The following is a 16,366-nucleotide window of genomic DNA, read 5'->3' as shown; positions in this document are numbered from 1 at the left end:
CCTCACGATGGGCACGCAGGCGGAGAAGGACGAGCTGTACGCACTCGACATCTCGGAGGTGAAGTGGCTGTGTGCTCCCGGGACGGAGCAGGAGGAGGAGCGCGTCGAGATCGCGCACCTGCCCGGTGGCGCGGTGGCCATGCGGTCCTCCCTGGACCCGGACACGGTGCTCAGGTACACGGAGGCCGAGTGGGAGGCATTCGTCCTGGGCGCCAGGGACGGTGAGTTCGACCTTCCGTAGGCGACGCCGGCAGGCGTGGGGGCACGTTCGGGTGAACGTGCCCCCTTCGTGCGTCCGGGCCCCTGTGCCGCCGGCTCAGTAAGCCTCGGTGAACAGGCGTGAGGACCGGAGGTCGGTGGCCCGGTAGTGGTCCTTGCCGGTCTCGATGAGCCTCGCGACCTCGTCGAGCCGGGCCCTCATGTGGTCGGCCTTGCTGCGGTACTTGTGCTGGAGCGCCACGTATTCGGCGTGCGCCTGGCCGTCCCAGGTGTCGGTGACGACCTTGAGCGCGCCGTCCATCTCCTCCAGGTCCCGGCAGATGTTCCGTGAGACCGCGCGGATGCGGTCGGCGACCTCCTGGACGCTCTCGTACCTGACCTTGGTGTGCGGGTCTTGCCCCATCGGGTTTCCTCTGGTCGTATCGGGGGAACAGCGCCGGTTTCAGACGCCGTTCAGGGCGGAGGAGCCGCCTGCGGAAGCCGGTTCCCGTACCGCCTTGAAGGCCGCGCGGACCTCTTCGTCATTGGCGTTGCTGAGATTCCTGGTGCCGTCGACGGCGTTGAGCAGTACGCCGAGGAGGCGCCGGATCTCGTCGTGGTCCTCGTTGACCACGAGCTGCGCGGAGGTGAACCCCGAGGCTCCGGCGCCGGTCCAGCCGGCCCCCACCGTCGCGAGGACGTCGGCCAGCTCCCGGGCCTGCCGGGACACCGCATCGGCGGTGTGGACGATCTTGTTCCTGGCCTGGACGACCGGATCGTCGGCGAGCGCGAATCCACCCGTGGGGCTGGTCATACGAGGTCCTCTCTCTGGGCCGTTCAGGCGGCTCAGGCTAGCCAGTCCGGCGCCCGTTCCCGCTCGCCTCGAACGCCCCTCGCGGGTGTACGAAGCCGGCTTCCGGGAACCCTCCGGCTCATCGCGTACGGCGTCGGCGCAGCTCTCGTGCGACGGCTGCGGCGCCCGCCACCGCGCCGGTCAGGAGGGCCGTGAGGGCCATGGCCCAGGCGGCGTGGCGGCGGTCGCGCCGCTGCGGGGTGTCGGCTGCCGGCAGCGGCGCGGGGTCGGGTGCGCGGGCGCCGGGGGGCGGCTCGTCGGGGTGCGGGGTGTCCTGCGGGGCGTCGTCGCCGGACAGGGCGCGGACCGGGTCGGCTACACCCCATCCGACGAAGTCGTCACGGCCGTTGACGGAGCGTTCCGCGGTCTGTTCGATACGGGCGGCGATCTGCGCGGCCGTCCAGTGCGGGTACTTGGCGCGCATCAGTGCGGCAACCGCGCTGACGTAGGGGGCGGCGAAGCTGGTTCCGCTGTCGGCGCAGTGGCCGCGGCCGGGGGCGGTGGAGACGATGTCGACGCCCGGCGCGGCGATGTCCACGAAGCTCCCGGGCCGGGAGAAGGGGGCGCGTTCGTTGTCACGGCCGGACGCGGCGACCGCGAGGACCCCGTCGAACGCGGCCGGGTAGGCGGGCGTACGGCCGCCGTCGGCGCCGTTGTTGCCGGCGGAGGCGACGACCACGATGTCCCGGCGGACGGCCTCGGCCACCGCGCGTTCCAGGGCGGAGCCGGGGACCGGCGGGCGGACGGTCTCCTGCGAGATGTTGATGACCTGGGCGCCCCGGGCGACGGCGTGGTCGATCGCGGCGGCGAGCGTCGCGTCGGTGCCGTGGCCGCGCGCGTCGTTCTGGCGGACCGGGATGACGGTCGCTCCGGGGGCGAGCCCGACGAATCCGGTGCCTTCGCGCGGGCGGGCCGCGATGAGCCCGGCGACCAGGGTGCCGTGGCCCACCGGGTCGCCGGTGCCGTCGCCGCCGGGGGCCAGCGTGTCGGCGCCGGGGGCGACCGCGCCCGCGAGCTGGGGGTGGGTGTCGTCCACCCCGGTGTCGATGACGGCGACGCGGACGCCCTCGCCCCGGGTGTCGTGCCACAGCTCGTCCAGGAGCACCCGTTGCAACGGCCAGGGGCGGCCCTCGAACCGCCGGTTCACCGGGAGGACGCACGCGCCGCCGTCCGGCCCGGTGGCCGCGTGCGCGGGCTGGGCCACGGCGAGGGTGGCCAGCGCGGCGAGGGCCGCCATCGGCCGGTTCGCCGCCATGTCAGGAACCCTGCGGGCGGCGCGCGCTGGAGGTGTCGAGCCGTGGTCCGCGGGGAAGGAACTCCGACCACTCGGCCGGTACGAGGGCGGGCCGCACGCCCTCGTAACCGAGCCGGATCTGAGCCTCGTTGGCCCGCCCCGGACTGTGCGGGGTGCCGCCGGAGGGTGTGCCGGCGGGGAGCGCGGAGTGCCCGGGGTCGCCGTCGCCGTTCCCCTGAACCGCGTACCGCAATCCGGTGTCCGTCACCAGGAAGAGTGATCCGTCGGGCCTGGTCTGGTGGCCCCGGACCTGGGTGTAAAGGAGCCCGCTGCCGGGGGTGACGTAGGTGCTGGTGCCGCCCGTGCCGACGGCGGCGGGATACGTGGTGCCGGCCCAGGTGCTCAGGGTGGTGCGGCCCTTGCCGTCCATCGCGCGCAGTACGGAGCAGACGGTGTTCCGGTGCGCGGTGTCGACGCGGACGGCCTTGCGGGCGGGCCAGTGCGCGGCCTGGCCGGCGAAGGGCGCGGGGTCGGGAACGAAGTCCTGGAGCCCCGCCGGGTAGGCGGTGCCGGCCTGGTCGAGGGCGGCGGTCTGCGGGGAGTTGACGATCAGCCAGGCGGTGAACTCGGAGACGGACCGGACCCTCCCGTCGAGCACCACGTGGTACGCGGTGCCCGCGCCGGTCCTGGTCCGCAGCACCGCGCCGACCCGGTTCTCGCGGGCGGACAGCCGGCCCTCGACGCGGGCGGGGGCGCCGATCTCGCCGGGGACGACGGGGAAGGCGACGGGGCTGCCGGTGTGCAGGGTGGCGAGCCAGTCTCCGGTGACGGGTCGCGGCCGGGCGCGGCCGACCAGGGCGTCGGTGAGGTGTCCGAGGTCGCCGGCCCGCTCGTCCACACGGTATTTGGTGCCCCGCGCGTCCACGAGATACCGGGTGCCGTGCGGGTCCTGTACGTAGAGGACCTGGCCGCCGGTGAGCCGGTCCGGGCCCTCCGTCAGCCGGTGGTCGCGGGCGGCCAGGACGAAGCCGGCCTTCTGCACACCGGTGCCTCCGCCGCCCGGCCGTACGCACACGGCCCATCGCTTGGCGGTGCCCGCGTCCCGCTTCCCGGGGAGCCGGTCGGGGGCGTACGGGATGCCGATGACCGGTCCGCGCGGGGGTCCTTCCGCGTCGAGGACGTCGTCGGCGACCTGGACGACGCCGTAGTCGCCGGGGTCGAGCAGCAGCCGGGCGGACGCGAGGTTCAGGACGGGGTGCAGCCGGGTACGGCGATGGGCGCCCCGGCCGGCGGTGAGCACCACGTAGCGGGTGGTCGATGTCCGGCCGACGACGACCTTGGCGCCGGGGCGGTCCCAGCCCTTGGGCGCGACCGGGCGGAACATGCCGTACGCGCCGAAGCCGGCGAGGAGCAGGGCGCCGGTGAGCACCCCGGGAAGGACGGCGCGCAGCGGGCGCGGGGCGCCCTCGTCGGAGCAGTCGGGTAAGGGCTGAAGGAAGGCGGCGAGGACCCTTCTCTTCGCAAATGTGTACGCGTTCAGCTCGTCCCGTCGGGTCACCATGACCGGTCCGCCTTCCCTCTCCGCCCGCACCGCACACCTGCGGGCGCCCACCGCCTGCGCTTCGGTGGGGCTTCCCGCTGTCGGCGACCACTATGCCGCCCGTACCTGGGTGTTGATCAAAGGCCGATACGCTGTGCGCTTCCGTCGGAGCACTCGGCGGGGCGGGTGCGGCGCGGACCGGGACGGCACGGACGGGGGCAGGGCGGGATGGCGAACAGGAGTGGGGCGCGGCTGAACCGGCGGTTCGGCCCGATCGGTACTTTTCGATTGCAACAGCTGGTCCTGTTCGAAGTCGCGGTGGCGGTCCTGCTGTGCGCCTGGGTCGTCGGCCCCGCGCTCCTGGGGCCTGCGGGCATGACGGCCGCGCTGCTCGTGGTGCTCGCCGTCGTGCGCAGGCGCCGCCGTTCCCTTCCGGCCTGGCTGGCCACGGTGGTCGCGTTCCGGGTGCGGAACCGAAGGGCTGCCGCGCGGATGCCGGCCGCCGGCCCCGGTACCGGGTCCCTGGTGGCCCCGCTGGCCGAGTGCGTACCGGGCCTGCGTACTTGTTCGTTCACGTACCGGGACCGGCGGCCGGTGGGGATGGTCGGCGACGGTACGCACCTCACGGTGGTGGTGCGGGTGGACGCGGCGGACACGGTGCTGCGGGCGGACCGGACCGTGCGGCCGCTGCCGCTGGGGCTCGTCCGGGATGCGATGGACGTCGACGGCATCCGCCTGGAGTCGGCGCGGATCGTGCAGCACACCCGGCCCGCGCCGGCCCCGCACTTCCCCGGCGACTCGGTCGCCACGCTCAACTACGCGCCCCTCCAGGCCCGTACGGGGTCACCGGCGGTGCGGATCACCTGGGTCACGCTGACGCTCGATCCGGAGCTCTGCCCGGAGGCGGTACGCATGCGTGGCGGCGGTCTCACCGGGGCGCAGCGGTGTCTGTCGCGGGCGGCCGACCAGCTGTCCGGCCGGCTGGCCGGGGCGGGGTTCGGCGCGACCGTGCTGACGGAGCCGGAGATTGCGGCCGCGCTCGCCACCGCGGCCTGCGTGGACGCGGCCGGTGCGCCCCGTGCCGACGAGCCCGCGCGGCCCGCCCGTCGCACCCGGGAGACCTCGCGGACGTGGAGCTGCGACGGGCACCGGCACACCGCGTACTGGGTGCGCCGGTGGCCGCGCTCCGGGGAGGTGCCGATGCCCCGGCTGGTCGCGCTGCTCAGTTCGGTGCCGGCGCCGGCCACGACGTTCAGCCTGACGCTGGCGCGGGGTGACCGGCAGGAGGTCGCGGCGGCGGGGCACTTGCGGATCAGCGCGCGCACCGGTGAGGAACTTCGGGCAGCGCGGCGTGAACTGGAGCGGGTGGCGCGCGGGGTGCGGGTCTCGCTCGTGCGGCTGGACCGCGAGCAGCTGCCCGGGGTGCTCGCCACGCTGCCGCTGGGCGGGGTCCGCTGATGGCGGCGCCCGGGCGGGTGCGGGGCCGGCTGGGCTTCGGGCCGGTCGGGCCGCGCCGGCGGCGGTACACCATCGGACCCGAGCAACTGGCCTCGCTGGGCATGCCGGTGGGCGACGACGGGGTGGTGATCGGCGCGGACGAGGAGGGCTTCCCCGCCGTGCTCGGCCTCAACCGCCCTTCCCCGTACGAGATCACGCTCGTCGGCGGGCTGTGGACGGCGCAGGTGCTCGCGCTGCGGACAGCGGCGACGGGTGCGCGGATCGTGGTGGAGACGGGTCGGGCGCCCGCCTGGGCGAGCCTGGCCCGGGCCGCCGGCGGCAGCGGGTGCGTCGCACTGCACGAGGTCGGCCGGGTGCCGCCGCTGGGCCCCTCGGCGGCCTCGCCGGTTATCGTCGTACGGGACTGCGGCATGCGTCCGCCGCCCGGGCGGGCCGGGTCCGGGCCGTGGCAGTCGGTGCTGACCCTGTTGCCTTATCTGGGTGCCGCCGCGTCCGGGCTGATCGAGAGGGCGTCGCTGGTGGGCGTGCAGCGGGTGTCGCCCGACGAGGCGGCGGAGGCCGGGCGCCTCCTGCGGTTGCCGGCCGGTGCGGTCCGCGCGCTGCCCGCCCTGGCGGACGGGGCCACCCTCTGGTGCACGCGACGGGAGAGCCGGCTGGTGACGACCCGGGCGACCGACGCGGAGACGGGGCTGCTGGGCGCCGCGCGCCGGGTGGACTGACGGGCGTACGCCTGGGATTACCGCTGTGCGGTAGGGGGTACAGGGGCGCGGCGGACACGATTCACGGTGCGGTTGCGCGCATTTGACCGCTTTGGGTTTTACTCCCTGTCGCACTCAGTCCACTTGGGTGCAGTACGTGACGTACGGGACAGTGTTCGCGGCGTCGTACGGCCTGCCATGACGGGGTGCATGGCGTTTAGGCTGGGGCCGGACGCGGCGGAGAACCCGAGGGCAGGCCATGTGCGTCCCAGGGGGAGAGCCGGGCGGTTTCGCGTTACGGGAACGGCCCCCACCCACCACGGCACAAGGGTGCTCGACCACACCAGGAGGCAAAGTGAACGGCGATCGGGACGAGATGCGCGGGGGCTGGGACAAGCCCGTCGACGAGTCGTCCGACGCGGAGCCCGCCGAGGCGACGGGTGAGTTCACCATCGACTACACCCCGCCCGCCTGGTACACGCAGAACGCGCCGGGCGACTCCTCGGGCGGCGCCGGTACGCCTCCGGCATCGCCCCCGCCGCCGAGCGGGGACCCGGTGCCGCTGCCCCCGCCGCCTGCGCAGCGCGGTTTCGACCTCGACTGGACACCCGCCCCGGCGGAGCCCCTGGACGCGGGCGTGCAGGGCACCGGCGACCTCGACAGCGGCGCCACCATGCGGTTCTCGGCCTCCGCGCTGAAGCGGGAGATCGAGGAGCGGGAGCGCGCGGCGGAGCCGGACGCCGATGCGCCGTCCGATGCCGGCGACCACGCGGCCGGGGCCGCCCGTGCCGTTTCGGACGACGAGGAGGCGGGTACGCCCGGCGCGGAGCCGGAGGAGTCCTGGGACGACGTCCTGGGAAGGGTCTTCGACTTCGAGCCCGAGGAGGCGGCGACGACGCCCAAGTCCTCGGACGGGACCGACGGGACCGGGGACAGCGCGGAGGGCGATGGCGCCGGCCTCGCGTCGGCCGACGCGTCCTCGGAGCCGTACAGCCTGAAGCCGCGCGATATGGAACCGTCCGACGCGGTGCCGTCCGACGCCGTGCCCGCCGACGAGCCCCCCGCCGAGTCGGGCTCCCCCGAGTCGGGCTCCCCCGAGGCGGGCTCCCCCGAGGCGGGCTCCCTCAAGGCGGACGACGACGCTCCGGTGAACGACGCCGCCCCTGACGACGCGGCACCCCTCGGCGTACCGGCGGACAGTGCGCCGCAGGACTCCTCGCCGTCCCCCTGGGCGCCGGCCGCCCCCGCGCAGGGCGGTCTCCCGCCGCTGCCGCCCGCCTTCCAGCCGGCCACGCAGGAGCCGGAGGCCCCACAGCCGCAGACCCCGCAGCCCGTCCAGCCCCAAGCCGCGCAGCCCCAGCCCCCCGCCCCGCAGTCCGGCTACGGCTTCCCCCAGCCGGAACCGCAGGCACCGCACGCCCCGCAGCCGCACCAGCCGGAACCGCAGCCCCAGCAGCCCCTCCCGGCCGCCAACCTCCCGGCGCAGCGCCCGCAGCCGCCCGCGCCCCAGACCCCTCAGACACCGCAGCCCCCTCAGGCACCGCAGCCCCCGCAAGCCCCCCAGGCGCCGCAGCCGCAGACCCCCTGGTCCGCACAGCAGCAGCCCCAGCCCCAAGTCCCCCAGAGCGCCCAGCCTCCGGCCAACGGCACCCCGGCCACCGGCACCCCGAACCTTCCCGCACAGGCCCAGCCACAGCCCGAACAGCCCCAGCAGCCCCAGCCCCCCGTCGACCCCCGGGTCGGCACCTCCTGGCCCACCCCCGCCCCGCGTTCCGCGCACGGCGCCCCGCTGGGCTACACCGCGGCCGTCGAACTCACCTCCGACCGGCTCATCCGGGGCAAGCAGAAGACCCGGAGCAGCCGTAACCCGTCGGGCGCCTCGCGCTTCAAGCTGGGCGGCAAGAAGGAGGAGCAGGAGAGGCAGCGCAGGCTGGAGCTCATCCGTACGCCCGTGCTGTCCTGCTACCGGATCGCGGTGATCAGCCTCAAGGGCGGCGTCGGCAAGACCACGACCACCACCGCGCTCGGGGCGACCCTGGCCAGCGAGCGGCAGGACAAGATCCTCGCCATCGATGCCAACCCGGACGCCGGCACGCTGGGCCGGCGGGTGCGCCGCGAGACCGGGGCGACCATCCGCGACCTGGTGCACGCGATCCCGCACCTCAACTCGTACATGGACATCCGGCGGTTCACCTCGCAGGCGCCCTCCGGGCTGGAGATCATCGCCAACGACGTGGACCCGGCGGTCTCCACGGCCTTCAACGACGAGGACTACCGGCGTGCGATCGACGTGCTCGGCAAGCAGTACCCGATCATCCTCACGGACTCCGGCACCGGTCTGCTGTACAGCGCGATGCGCGGGGTGCTGGATCTGGCCGATCAGCTGATCATCGTCTCGACGCCCTCGGTCGACGGCGCCTCCAGTGCGTCCACGACCCTGGACTGGCTGTCGGCGCACGGGTACGCGGAGCTGGTCCAGCGGTCCCTCACAGTGATCTCCGGTGTCCGCGAGACCGGCAAGATGATCAAGGTCGACGACATCGTGCAGCACTTCCGGACGCGCTGCCGCGGGGTGGTCGTCGTGCCGTTCGACGAGCACCTGTCGGCCGGTGCGGAGGTCGACCTCGACATGATGCGGCCGAAGACCCGGGAGGCGTACTTCAACCTCTCCGCCCTGGTCGCCGAGGACTTCGCGCGCGCCCAGCAGCAGCAGGGGCTGTGGACATCGGACGGCAGCGGCCCGCCGCCGCAGTACGCCCCGCCACTGCCGGGCCGGCAGATCCCGGCCCAGCAGACCCCCGGTCAGCAGGCCCCGGCCCAGCAGCCGTACGCACCCCAGCAGCCGTACCCCGGACAGCCGTACGCACCACAGCAACCCGGTCAGCCCTATCCGCAGCCCCAGCAGCCCCAGTCGTACGGCGGCCAGCCGCAGCCCTACCCCCCGCAGCCGGGTCCCGGTGCCGGGCAGAACTGGCAGCAGCAGCCCCCGGCCCAGGCCCAGCAGCCGTACCCGCAGCCCCAGCCGCAGGGTGATCAGCCCGGACAGCCCGCGCAGCCCGGGCTGCAAGGTCCCGTACCGCCCGCCGGATGGCAGCAGCAGCCGCCGCCAGCGCCTCAGCAGTAAGGCGTCAGAGGTCTAAACCAATGAGGGTCCGCATCGCCTCCGCGATGCGGACCCTTTTGGCATATCCGCAGACCACACGCCGTTTCGGGGACCGTTGACGCGGCTCGACCACCGCTGATAAACCTTCGCAACACCAGCCGGCGAACCGATGTTCAACACACCTTCCCGTGCGAGTCATGACGCGAGGTCCCAGACCATGGTCGTAAGAGTTCCACCGTCCTCCGCCCCGCCACGCTCACGTCTGCGTGTGCTCCTGGCCTCCGGTGCCGCCGCCCTCGCTCTCGCGGCCGGGTCCGTTGTGCCGGGAATGCCCCTCGGAGCCGCGCCCCAGCAGGCGCAGGCCGCCGACAGCGGCAACAAGACGCTCACCGTCGCGGTCGCGCAGAGCGTCGACTCCCTGAGCCCGTTCCTCGCCCAGAAGCTGCTGAGCACCAGCGTCTCGCGGCTCATGTACGACTTCCTGACGAACTATGACGCCAAGGACAACCACGCCATCCCCGGCCTGGCGACCAAGTGGGAGCCCTCCGCCGACAAGCTGACGTGGACGTACACCATTCGGAGCGATTCGAAGTGGTCCGACGGCCAGCAGGCGACCGCCGAGGACGCCGCCTGGACGTTCAACAAGATGATGGACGACGAGGCCGCCGCCCAGGCCAACGGCAGCTTCGTCACCAACTTCAAGAAGGTCACGGCCCCCAGCCCGACCGAGCTGGTCATCGAGCTCAAGGAGCCGCAGGCCACCATGGCCGCGCTCGACGTGCCGATCGTGCCGAAGCACGTGTGGGAGAAGGTCGGCGACTTCTCGAAGTTCAACAACGACACGAAGTTCCCCGTCGTCGGCAACGGCCCGTTCATCCTGACGGACTACAAGGTCGACCAGTACGTGAAGCTCAAGGCCAACAAGGACTTCTGGCGCGGCGCGCCCAAGTTCGACGAGCTGGTCTTCAAGACGTACAAGGACCAGGACGCCGCCGTCGCCGCCCTCCGCAAGGGTGAGGTCTCCTTCGTCGCCGGTTCGCCCGCGCTGACGCCCGCTCAGGCGAACTCGCTCAAGGGCGACAAGAACATCAAGGTCAACGAGGGTCCCGGCCGCCGCTTCTACGCGCTGGCCACCAACCCCGGCGCGCAGACCAAGGACGGCAAGAAGTTCGGCAACGGCAACAAGGCGCTGCTCGACCAGAAGGTGCGTCAGGCGCTGTTCCTGTCGGTCGACCGCGAGACGATCATCGACAAGGTCTTCCAGGGCCACGCCGTCGAGGGCAAGGGCTACATCCCGCCGCGCTTCTCGGCGTACACCTGGGAGCCCTCCGCCGACCAGGCGCTGAGCTACGACCCCGACAAGGCGGCGAAGCTGCTGGACGAGGCGGGCTACAAGCTCAAGGGCGACCAGCGCGTCGGCAAGGACGGCAAGCCGCTCGACCTGCGCCTCCTGTGCCACGCCACCGACCCGAACGACAAGGCGGTCGGCAAGTACCTGAAGGAGTGGTGGGGCAAGCTCGGCATCGGGCTGAAGGTCGACTGCCTGGACGACGTCTCCGTGCCCTGGTACGCCGGTGAGTACGACCTCGCCTTCGACGGCTGGTCGGTCAACCCGGACCCGGACTTCGTCCTCGGCATCCACACCTGCGCGGCCCTGCCGACGAAGGCCAAGGCCAGCGCGACCACGGACAACTTCATCTGCGACAAGAAGTACGACGAGCTGTACCGGAAGCAGCTCGCCGAGTACGACCCCGCGAAGCGCACCGAGCTGGTCGGGCAGATGCAGTCGTGGCTGTACGACTCCGGGTACATGAACGTGATGGCGTACCCGAACGCGGTCGAGGCATACCGCACCGACCAGATCAAGTCGATCACGACCATGCCCGAGGCGGCCGGCAACATCTACGGCCAGGACGGCTACTGGAGCTGGTGGTCGGCCGTGCCGGCGAGCGGCGACGGCGGCTCGGACAGCGACGGCTCCGGCTCCTCCACCGGTGTGATCATCGGAATCGTGGTGGCAGTCGTGGTCCTCGCAGGTGGCGGCTTCCTGATCTCGCGGCGCCGCCGCACCACCGCGGACGATCGCGAGTAGGTTCTCGAACGGGAGGAAAGGGGCCGGCCGGCGCGGATGCGGTACGAAGCTCGCGCCGGCCGGCTTCTTCCAGGAACGACACGAGTAACGAGAGTTCCCCATGACAGCTGACAGCACTCCGGCGCTCGTGAAACAGGCGGACGCGGCCGCGGACGGCCCTCCGGCCGGACCCTCGGCCGCGCGCGGTCCACGGGCGCGCAACACCACGGCCTATCTGAAATACGTGGCCGCCAAGATCGCGGGCGCCGTCGTCTCGCTGTTCGCGGTTCTGGTCACCAGCTTCTTCCTCTTCCGGCTCATTCCGAGCGACCCGGTCAAGCAGATGACGGGCGGCCGGCCCGTATCGGCCGAACAGCTGGAGTCGCTGCGCCACCAGCTCGGGCTCGACCAGCCGATGTGGCAGCAGTTCACCAGCTACATCGGGGACGCGCTCACCGGCGACTTCGGCGTCTCGTTCGCGTACCACGCACCGGTCATCGACAAGATCGTGGAGAAGCTGCCGGCGACGCTGCTGCTCACCGGCACCGCCTACGTCCTCTACAGCATCATCGGCATCTGGCTCGGCACCCGCACCGCCTGGCGCAACGGCTCGGCCGGCGACCGGTTCAACACCGCGCTCGCGCTCACGCTGTACTCGGTGCCGTCGTTCTGGCTCGGGCTGCTCCTGATCATCGTGTTCTCGGTGGGCGTCGGCCCGATCCCGGGCATGTTCCCGACGGGGGGGATGTCATCGGGCGACACGAGCGGTTTCGATTACGTCATCGACGTGGCGCATCACATGGTGCTCCCCGTGATTACGCTGGTGGCGGTCGGGTACGCGCAGACGCTGCTGGTGATGCGGTCCTCGCTGCTGGACGAGATGGGCAGCGACTATCTGACGACGGCCCGCGCCAAGGGGCTGCGGGACGACGTCGTACGGCGCAGGCACGCCGTGCCCAACGCGATGCTGCCCACCTTCACACTGATGTTCGTCAACCTGGGGCATGTGGTCGCCGGGCAGATCCTGGTGGAGACCGTGTTCTCCTGGCCGGGCCTCGGCTCCCTGTTCTACCAGGGCCTCAGCACCCCCGACCTGCCACTCGTCCAGGGCCTGTTCTTCGTCTTCGCCACCGCGGTGATCCTGGCGAACACCCTGGCCGATGTGCTGTATCCGCTGCTCGATCCCCGGGTGGGCCGATGACCACGACCGATTCCATGCCCACGCCGACCCCGGCACCGGCCCCGCCCGAGCCCGTCCGGAGCGCCCGCGCCCTGGCCCGGGCCCGTAAACGCCAGTCCGCGGCCCGCTTCTGGCGGGAGTACCGCCGCCACAAGGGCGGCATGTGGGGGCTGGGCGGCCTGATCCTGATCGCCCTGGTCGCCCTGGCCGCGCCCCAGCTGGTCGGCGCCGACTCGGAGAGCGTCACCGAGGCGTCCGGCGGCGCGCTCGAATCGCCGAGCGGTGAATTCCCGCTCGGCACCGACCAGTTCGGGCGCAGCGTGCTCGCGCTCCTGGTGTGGGGCGCCCGTGTCTCGCTGACCGTGGGGCTGCTCGCGGCGTTCCTGTGCGTCGCCATCGGCACGATCGTGGGGATCGTCGCGGGCCACTTCCGCGGCTGGTACTCGACGGTGCTGATGCGGGTGACGGACTGGTTCCTGGTGATGCCGACGCTGGTCCTCGCGGTTGCCCTCGCCTCGGTGATGGACCGCTCGCTGTGGACGATCATCATCGCGATCGGCGTCACGACCTGGCCGACCACGGCCCGGCTGGTCCGGGCCCAGACGCTCGCCGTGGAGTCCCGCCCGTACATCGAGCGCGCCCGCGCGCTGGGCGGCGGCCACGGCCACATCATGCTGCGGCACGTCCTGCCGAACGTGATGCCGCTGGTGCTCGCCCAGACCACGCTGGCCATCTCCGGCGCGATCCTGAGCGAGGCCACCCTGGCCTTCCTCGGCCTCGGCGACCCGACCATCACCTCGTGGGGCAGCATGCTCCAGGACGCGCGCGCCGCGGGGGCGGTGAGCGCCGGCGACTGGTGGTATCTGGCACCGCCCGGCATCGCCATCGCCCTGGTGGCCCTGGCGTTCACACTGTGCGGCCGCGCCATCGAGTCCGTCCTCAATCCCAAGCTGGGGGTGGCCCGTTGAGCACGACGAGCATTCGCAAGACGCCTCTTCTGGAGGTACGCGATCTGACGGTGACGTACGCCGGCGGGGCGCAGGCCGTCCGTGGCGTGAACCTCCGGGTCGAGGCCGGGCGCAAGCTGGGCATCGCCGGGGAGTCCGGCTGCGGCAAGTCCACCCTGGCGCTGGCCCTGCTGCGGCTGCTGCCCGCGAGCACGAAGGTGACCGGCGAGATCCTGCTGAACGGCGAGGACGTCCTCGCGATGAAGTGGGGCCAGGTCAGGGCCGTCCGCTGGGCGGGCGCGTCGATCGTCTTCCAGGGCGCCATGCACTCGCTGAACGCCGTGCACCGCATCGGGGACCAGATCGCCGAGCCGATCCTGCTGCACGGGAAGACGACCCCGGTGGCGGCCCGCAAGCGCGCCGGTGAGCTGCTGGAACAGGTCGGGCTGCCCGCGGCCCGGACGGACGCCTATCCGCACGAGCTGTCCGGCGGGCAGCGGCAGCGCGTGATGATCGCGATGGCGCTCGCCTGCGATCCGGGCCTGATCATCGCCGACGAGCCGACGACGGCCCTGGACGTGATGATCCAGGCCCAGATCCTGCGCCTGATCGAGCAGCTGGTCGCCGAGCAGGACCTCGGCCTGATCATGATCAGCCACGACCTGGCGGTGCTGTCCGACACCTGCGACCGGCTCGCCGTGATGTACGCGGGCCGGGTCGTGGAGGAGGGCCCGGCGTCCGAGGTCTACGAGAGCGCGCACCACCCGTACAGCAGGGCCCTGTCGGGCGCCTTCCCGCGCATCGGGGACCTGTCGTCCCGGTTCGCGCCGCAGGGCCTGCCCGGCGACCCGCCCGACCCGTCGGCGCTGCCGGCCGGCTGCACCTTCCACCCGCGCTGCGCCCTGGCCCTGGACTCCTGCGCCACACAGGACCAGGAGCTGCGGGACGCGGGCGACGGGCGGCAGGCCGCGTGCGTGCTGGTCGGTACGGAGGGGGCGGCGCCGGTCCTGCCGGGCGCCGAGGAAGCGAGGAGCACATCATGACGACGACCCCCGTGGACCTGCTCAGCGCGCAGGGGCTCCGGATCACCTTCCCCGGCCGGCACGGCGCCGGACCCGCGCGTGCGGTGGACGGGGTCGACCTGGACATCCGGCCCGGCGAGATCGTCGCCCTGGTCGGCGAGTCGGGGTGCGGCAAGACGACGCTGGCCCGCTCCCTGCTGGGCCTGGTCCCGCCGACGGCCGGTCAGGTCACGTTCGACGGGAAGCCGCTGGACTACGGGAGCCGGGCGCTCAAGGCGTACCGCAAGCGCGCCCAGCTGGTCCTCCAGGACCCCAGCGGCTCGCTGAACCCGCGCCACACGGTGTACGAGGCGGTGGCCGAGGGGCTGCGCATCCACGGCTACGCGGGCGATGAGCGGCAGGCGGTGCACGACGCGCTGTCGCGGGCCGGGCTGCGGCCGCCGGAGCGGTTCTTCCTGCGCTACCCGCACGAGCTGTCGGGCGGTCAGCGCCAGCGCGTCGTGATCGCGGGGGCGCTGGTCCTGGAGCCGGAGCTGATCGTGGCGGACGAGCCGGTCGCCTCGCTGGACGCGTCGGTGCGCGGCGAGATCCTGGCGCTGCTGCTGCGGCTGCGCGAGGAGCTGGGTCTCTCCGCGCTGGTCGTGACGCATGATCTCGGTCTGGCGTGGAACATCGCGGACCGGGTCGCGGTGATGTATCTGGGCCGGATCGTGGAGACGGGTGCCGTCGAGCAGATCCTGACGGCCCCGCGTCATCCGTACACCCGGGCGCTGCTGTCGGTGCTGCCGGAGGCGCCGGGCGATCCGGTGGTGCTCACGGGCGAGCCGCCGGACCCGTCCCGGGTGCCGTCCGGCTGCCGCTTCCACGCCCGCTGCCAGGTGCTGTCATCCGGCGAGGCGGAGCGGGCGGGCGTCGCGGACGCCTGCCGTACGCAGGACCTGCCGGTCCTGTCGGGCGGCGGGGAGACGCAGGTGGCGTGCCACTGGGCCACGGCGGAGGTGGCCGCGCCCACGTCCTGACGGCCGTCCGGGTTTCCCGGCCCGCCCGGCCGGGAAACCCGCGTGGTCAGTCCTGTCCGGCCTCGGCGGCGGCGACCAGCTCGCTGCACCGCTTCACATCGGCGGCCATCGCCACCAGCAGGTCGTCGATCGTGTCGAACTTCAGCATTCCGCGTACGTACGCCAGGAAGTCCACGGCCACGTGGAGGCCGTACAGGTCGAGGCCGACGCGGTCGATCGCGTACGCCTCCACGGTGCGCTCGGTGCCGTCGAACTGCGGGTTGGTGCCGACCGAGATCGCGGCGGGCATCGCCTCGCCGTTCGCGTGCAGCCAGCCCGCGTAGACGCCGTCGGCGGGGATCGCGGTGTGCGGGAGGGTTTCGACGTTCGCGGTGGGGAAGCCGAGCTCGCGGCCGCGCTGGGCGCCCCGGACGACGACGCCCTCGACGCGGTGCGGGCGGCCCAGGATCTCGGCGGCCCCGGCCACGTCACCCTCGGCGACCAGGCGCCGGGTGAGCGTGGAGGAGAACGGCTCGCCGCCGCCCGCCGCGCCGCTCACCCGCAGGTCGATGACCTCGACGCGGTAGTCGTGCTCGGCACCCAGCTCGGCCAGCAGCTCGACGTTCCCCGCGGCCTTGTGGCCGAAACGGAAGTTGGGGCCCTCGATGACCAGCCGGGCGTGCAGCTTGTCCACGAGCACCTTGGCGATGAAGTCGGCCGGGGCGAGCCGCGAGAACTCCGTGGTGAACGGCAGGATCAGCATCGCGTCCACACCCAGCTCCGCCATCAGCTCGGCGCGCCGGTGGTGCGGGGCGAGCAGCGGGGGGTGGCTGCCGGGCCGGACGACCTCGCTGGGGTGCGGGTCGAAGGTCACGACGACCGACGGCACGCCCAGCTCGCGGGCCCGTTCGACGGCACGGCCGATGATCAGCTGGTGTCCGCGGTGCACCCCGTCGTACGAGCCGATGGTGACGACGCTGCGCCCCCAGTCCTGGGGGATGTCCTCCAAGCCTCGCCAGCGCTGCACTCTGACCGCTCCTCGCCCGAACCTGTGTACGTGGATA

Annotated in this window: 14 protein-coding genes; 9 read left to right on the top strand and 5 right to left on the bottom strand. The window is 72.8% G+C overall.

The genetic code is table 11. The features are described 5' to 3' along the window. Nucleotides 1-7 precede the first annotated feature (7 nt). Nucleotides 8-241 (top strand): DUF397 domain-containing protein, encoded by a 234-nt coding sequence (locus OG338_RS23100; protein WP_405939133.1) that lies wholly within the window; start codon nucleotides 8-10, stop codon nucleotides 239-241. 75 nt (nucleotides 242-316) lie between these two features. On the opposite strand, the gene OG338_RS23095 is transcribed toward OG338_RS23100, so the two are convergent. The 4 genes from OG338_RS23095 to eccB form a co-directional block, all read right to left on the bottom strand. Then, on the bottom strand, nucleotides 317-622 hold the full coding sequence (locus OG338_RS23095) for a WXG100 family type VII secretion target (RefSeq protein ID WP_405939132.1): 306 nt from the start codon (nucleotides 620-622) through the stop codon (nucleotides 317-319). Nucleotides 623-661: 39 nt separating this feature from the next. Further along, nucleotides 662-1,012 (bottom strand): hypothetical protein, encoded by a 351-nt coding sequence (locus OG338_RS23090; protein WP_405939131.1) that lies wholly within the window; start codon nucleotides 1,010-1,012, stop codon nucleotides 662-664. 118 nt (nucleotides 1,013-1,130) lie between these two features. Then, nucleotides 1,131-2,306 carry a type VII secretion-associated serine protease mycosin gene (gene mycP / locus OG338_RS23085; protein ID WP_405939130.1) on the bottom strand — a complete coding sequence of 392 codons (1,176 nt, stop codon included), beginning with the start codon at nucleotides 2,304-2,306 and terminating at the stop codon, nucleotides 1,131-1,133. A gap of 1 nt (nucleotide 2,307) precedes the next feature. Further along, on the bottom strand, nucleotides 2,308-3,846 hold the full coding sequence (gene eccB, locus OG338_RS23080; protein WP_405939129.1) for a type VII secretion protein EccB: 1,539 nt from the start codon (nucleotides 3,844-3,846) through the stop codon (nucleotides 2,308-2,310). A gap of 207 nt (nucleotides 3,847-4,053) precedes the next feature. Between eccB and eccE the strand changes: the two genes are divergently transcribed. From eccE to OG338_RS23040, 8 genes are all read left to right on the top strand, one after another. After that, on the top strand, nucleotides 4,054-5,283 hold the full coding sequence (gene eccE, locus OG338_RS23075; protein WP_405939128.1) for a type VII secretion protein EccE: 1,230 nt from the start codon (nucleotides 4,054-4,056) through the stop codon (nucleotides 5,281-5,283). After that, complete coding sequence (locus OG338_RS23070; protein WP_405939127.1) at nucleotides 5,283-6,002, top strand: hypothetical protein; 720 nt, start codon at nucleotides 5,283-5,285, stop codon at nucleotides 6,000-6,002. The genes eccE and OG338_RS23070 overlap by 1 nt, the downstream gene beginning before the upstream one ends. A 334-nt stretch (nucleotides 6,003-6,336) precedes the next feature. Further along, nucleotides 6,337-9,105 carry an SCO5717 family growth-regulating ATPase gene (locus OG338_RS23065; RefSeq protein WP_405939126.1) on the top strand — a complete coding sequence of 923 codons (2,769 nt, stop codon included), beginning with the start codon at nucleotides 6,337-6,339 and terminating at the stop codon, nucleotides 9,103-9,105. 196 nt (nucleotides 9,106-9,301) lie between these two features. Next, entirely contained in the window at nucleotides 9,302-11,176 is a 1,875-nt protein-coding gene (locus OG338_RS23060; RefSeq protein WP_405939125.1) for an ABC transporter substrate-binding protein, read from the top strand. Nucleotides 11,177-11,276: 100 nt separating this feature from the next. Then, nucleotides 11,277-12,356 carry an ABC transporter permease gene (locus OG338_RS23055; RefSeq protein WP_405939124.1) on the top strand — a complete coding sequence of 360 codons (1,080 nt, stop codon included), beginning with the start codon at nucleotides 11,277-11,279 and terminating at the stop codon, nucleotides 12,354-12,356. Continuing rightward, nucleotides 12,353-13,303: an ABC transporter permease gene (locus OG338_RS23050; RefSeq protein WP_405939123.1), complete on the top strand. Its 951-nt coding sequence runs from the start codon at nucleotides 12,353-12,355 to the stop codon at nucleotides 13,301-13,303. The genes OG338_RS23055 and OG338_RS23050 overlap by 4 nt, the downstream gene beginning before the upstream one ends. After that, complete coding sequence (locus OG338_RS23045; RefSeq protein WP_405939122.1) at nucleotides 13,300-14,325, top strand: ABC transporter ATP-binding protein; 1,026 nt, start codon at nucleotides 13,300-13,302, stop codon at nucleotides 14,323-14,325. The genes OG338_RS23050 and OG338_RS23045 overlap by 4 nt, the downstream gene beginning before the upstream one ends. Next, nucleotides 14,322-15,323, top strand: a complete 1,002-nt coding sequence (locus tag OG338_RS23040; protein ID WP_405939121.1) for an ABC transporter ATP-binding protein — start codon at nucleotides 14,322-14,324, stop codon at nucleotides 15,321-15,323. The genes OG338_RS23045 and OG338_RS23040 overlap by 4 nt, the downstream gene beginning before the upstream one ends. A gap of 46 nt (nucleotides 15,324-15,369) precedes the next feature. Here OG338_RS23040 and OG338_RS23035 read toward each other — a convergent pair whose 3' ends face one another. Continuing rightward, nucleotides 15,370-16,329 carry a bifunctional riboflavin kinase/FAD synthetase gene (locus tag OG338_RS23035; protein ID WP_391268646.1) on the bottom strand — a complete coding sequence of 320 codons (960 nt, stop codon included), beginning with the start codon at nucleotides 16,327-16,329 and terminating at the stop codon, nucleotides 15,370-15,372. Between the last annotated feature and the right edge of the window lie 37 nt (nucleotides 16,330-16,366).

The sequence above is a fragment of the Streptomyces sp. NBC_00726 genome (assembly GCF_045161735.1).
Classification (GTDB): domain Bacteria; phylum Actinomycetota; class Actinomycetes; order Streptomycetales; family Streptomycetaceae; genus Streptomyces.
This window is presented reverse-complemented; position numbering and strand designations above follow the sequence as displayed.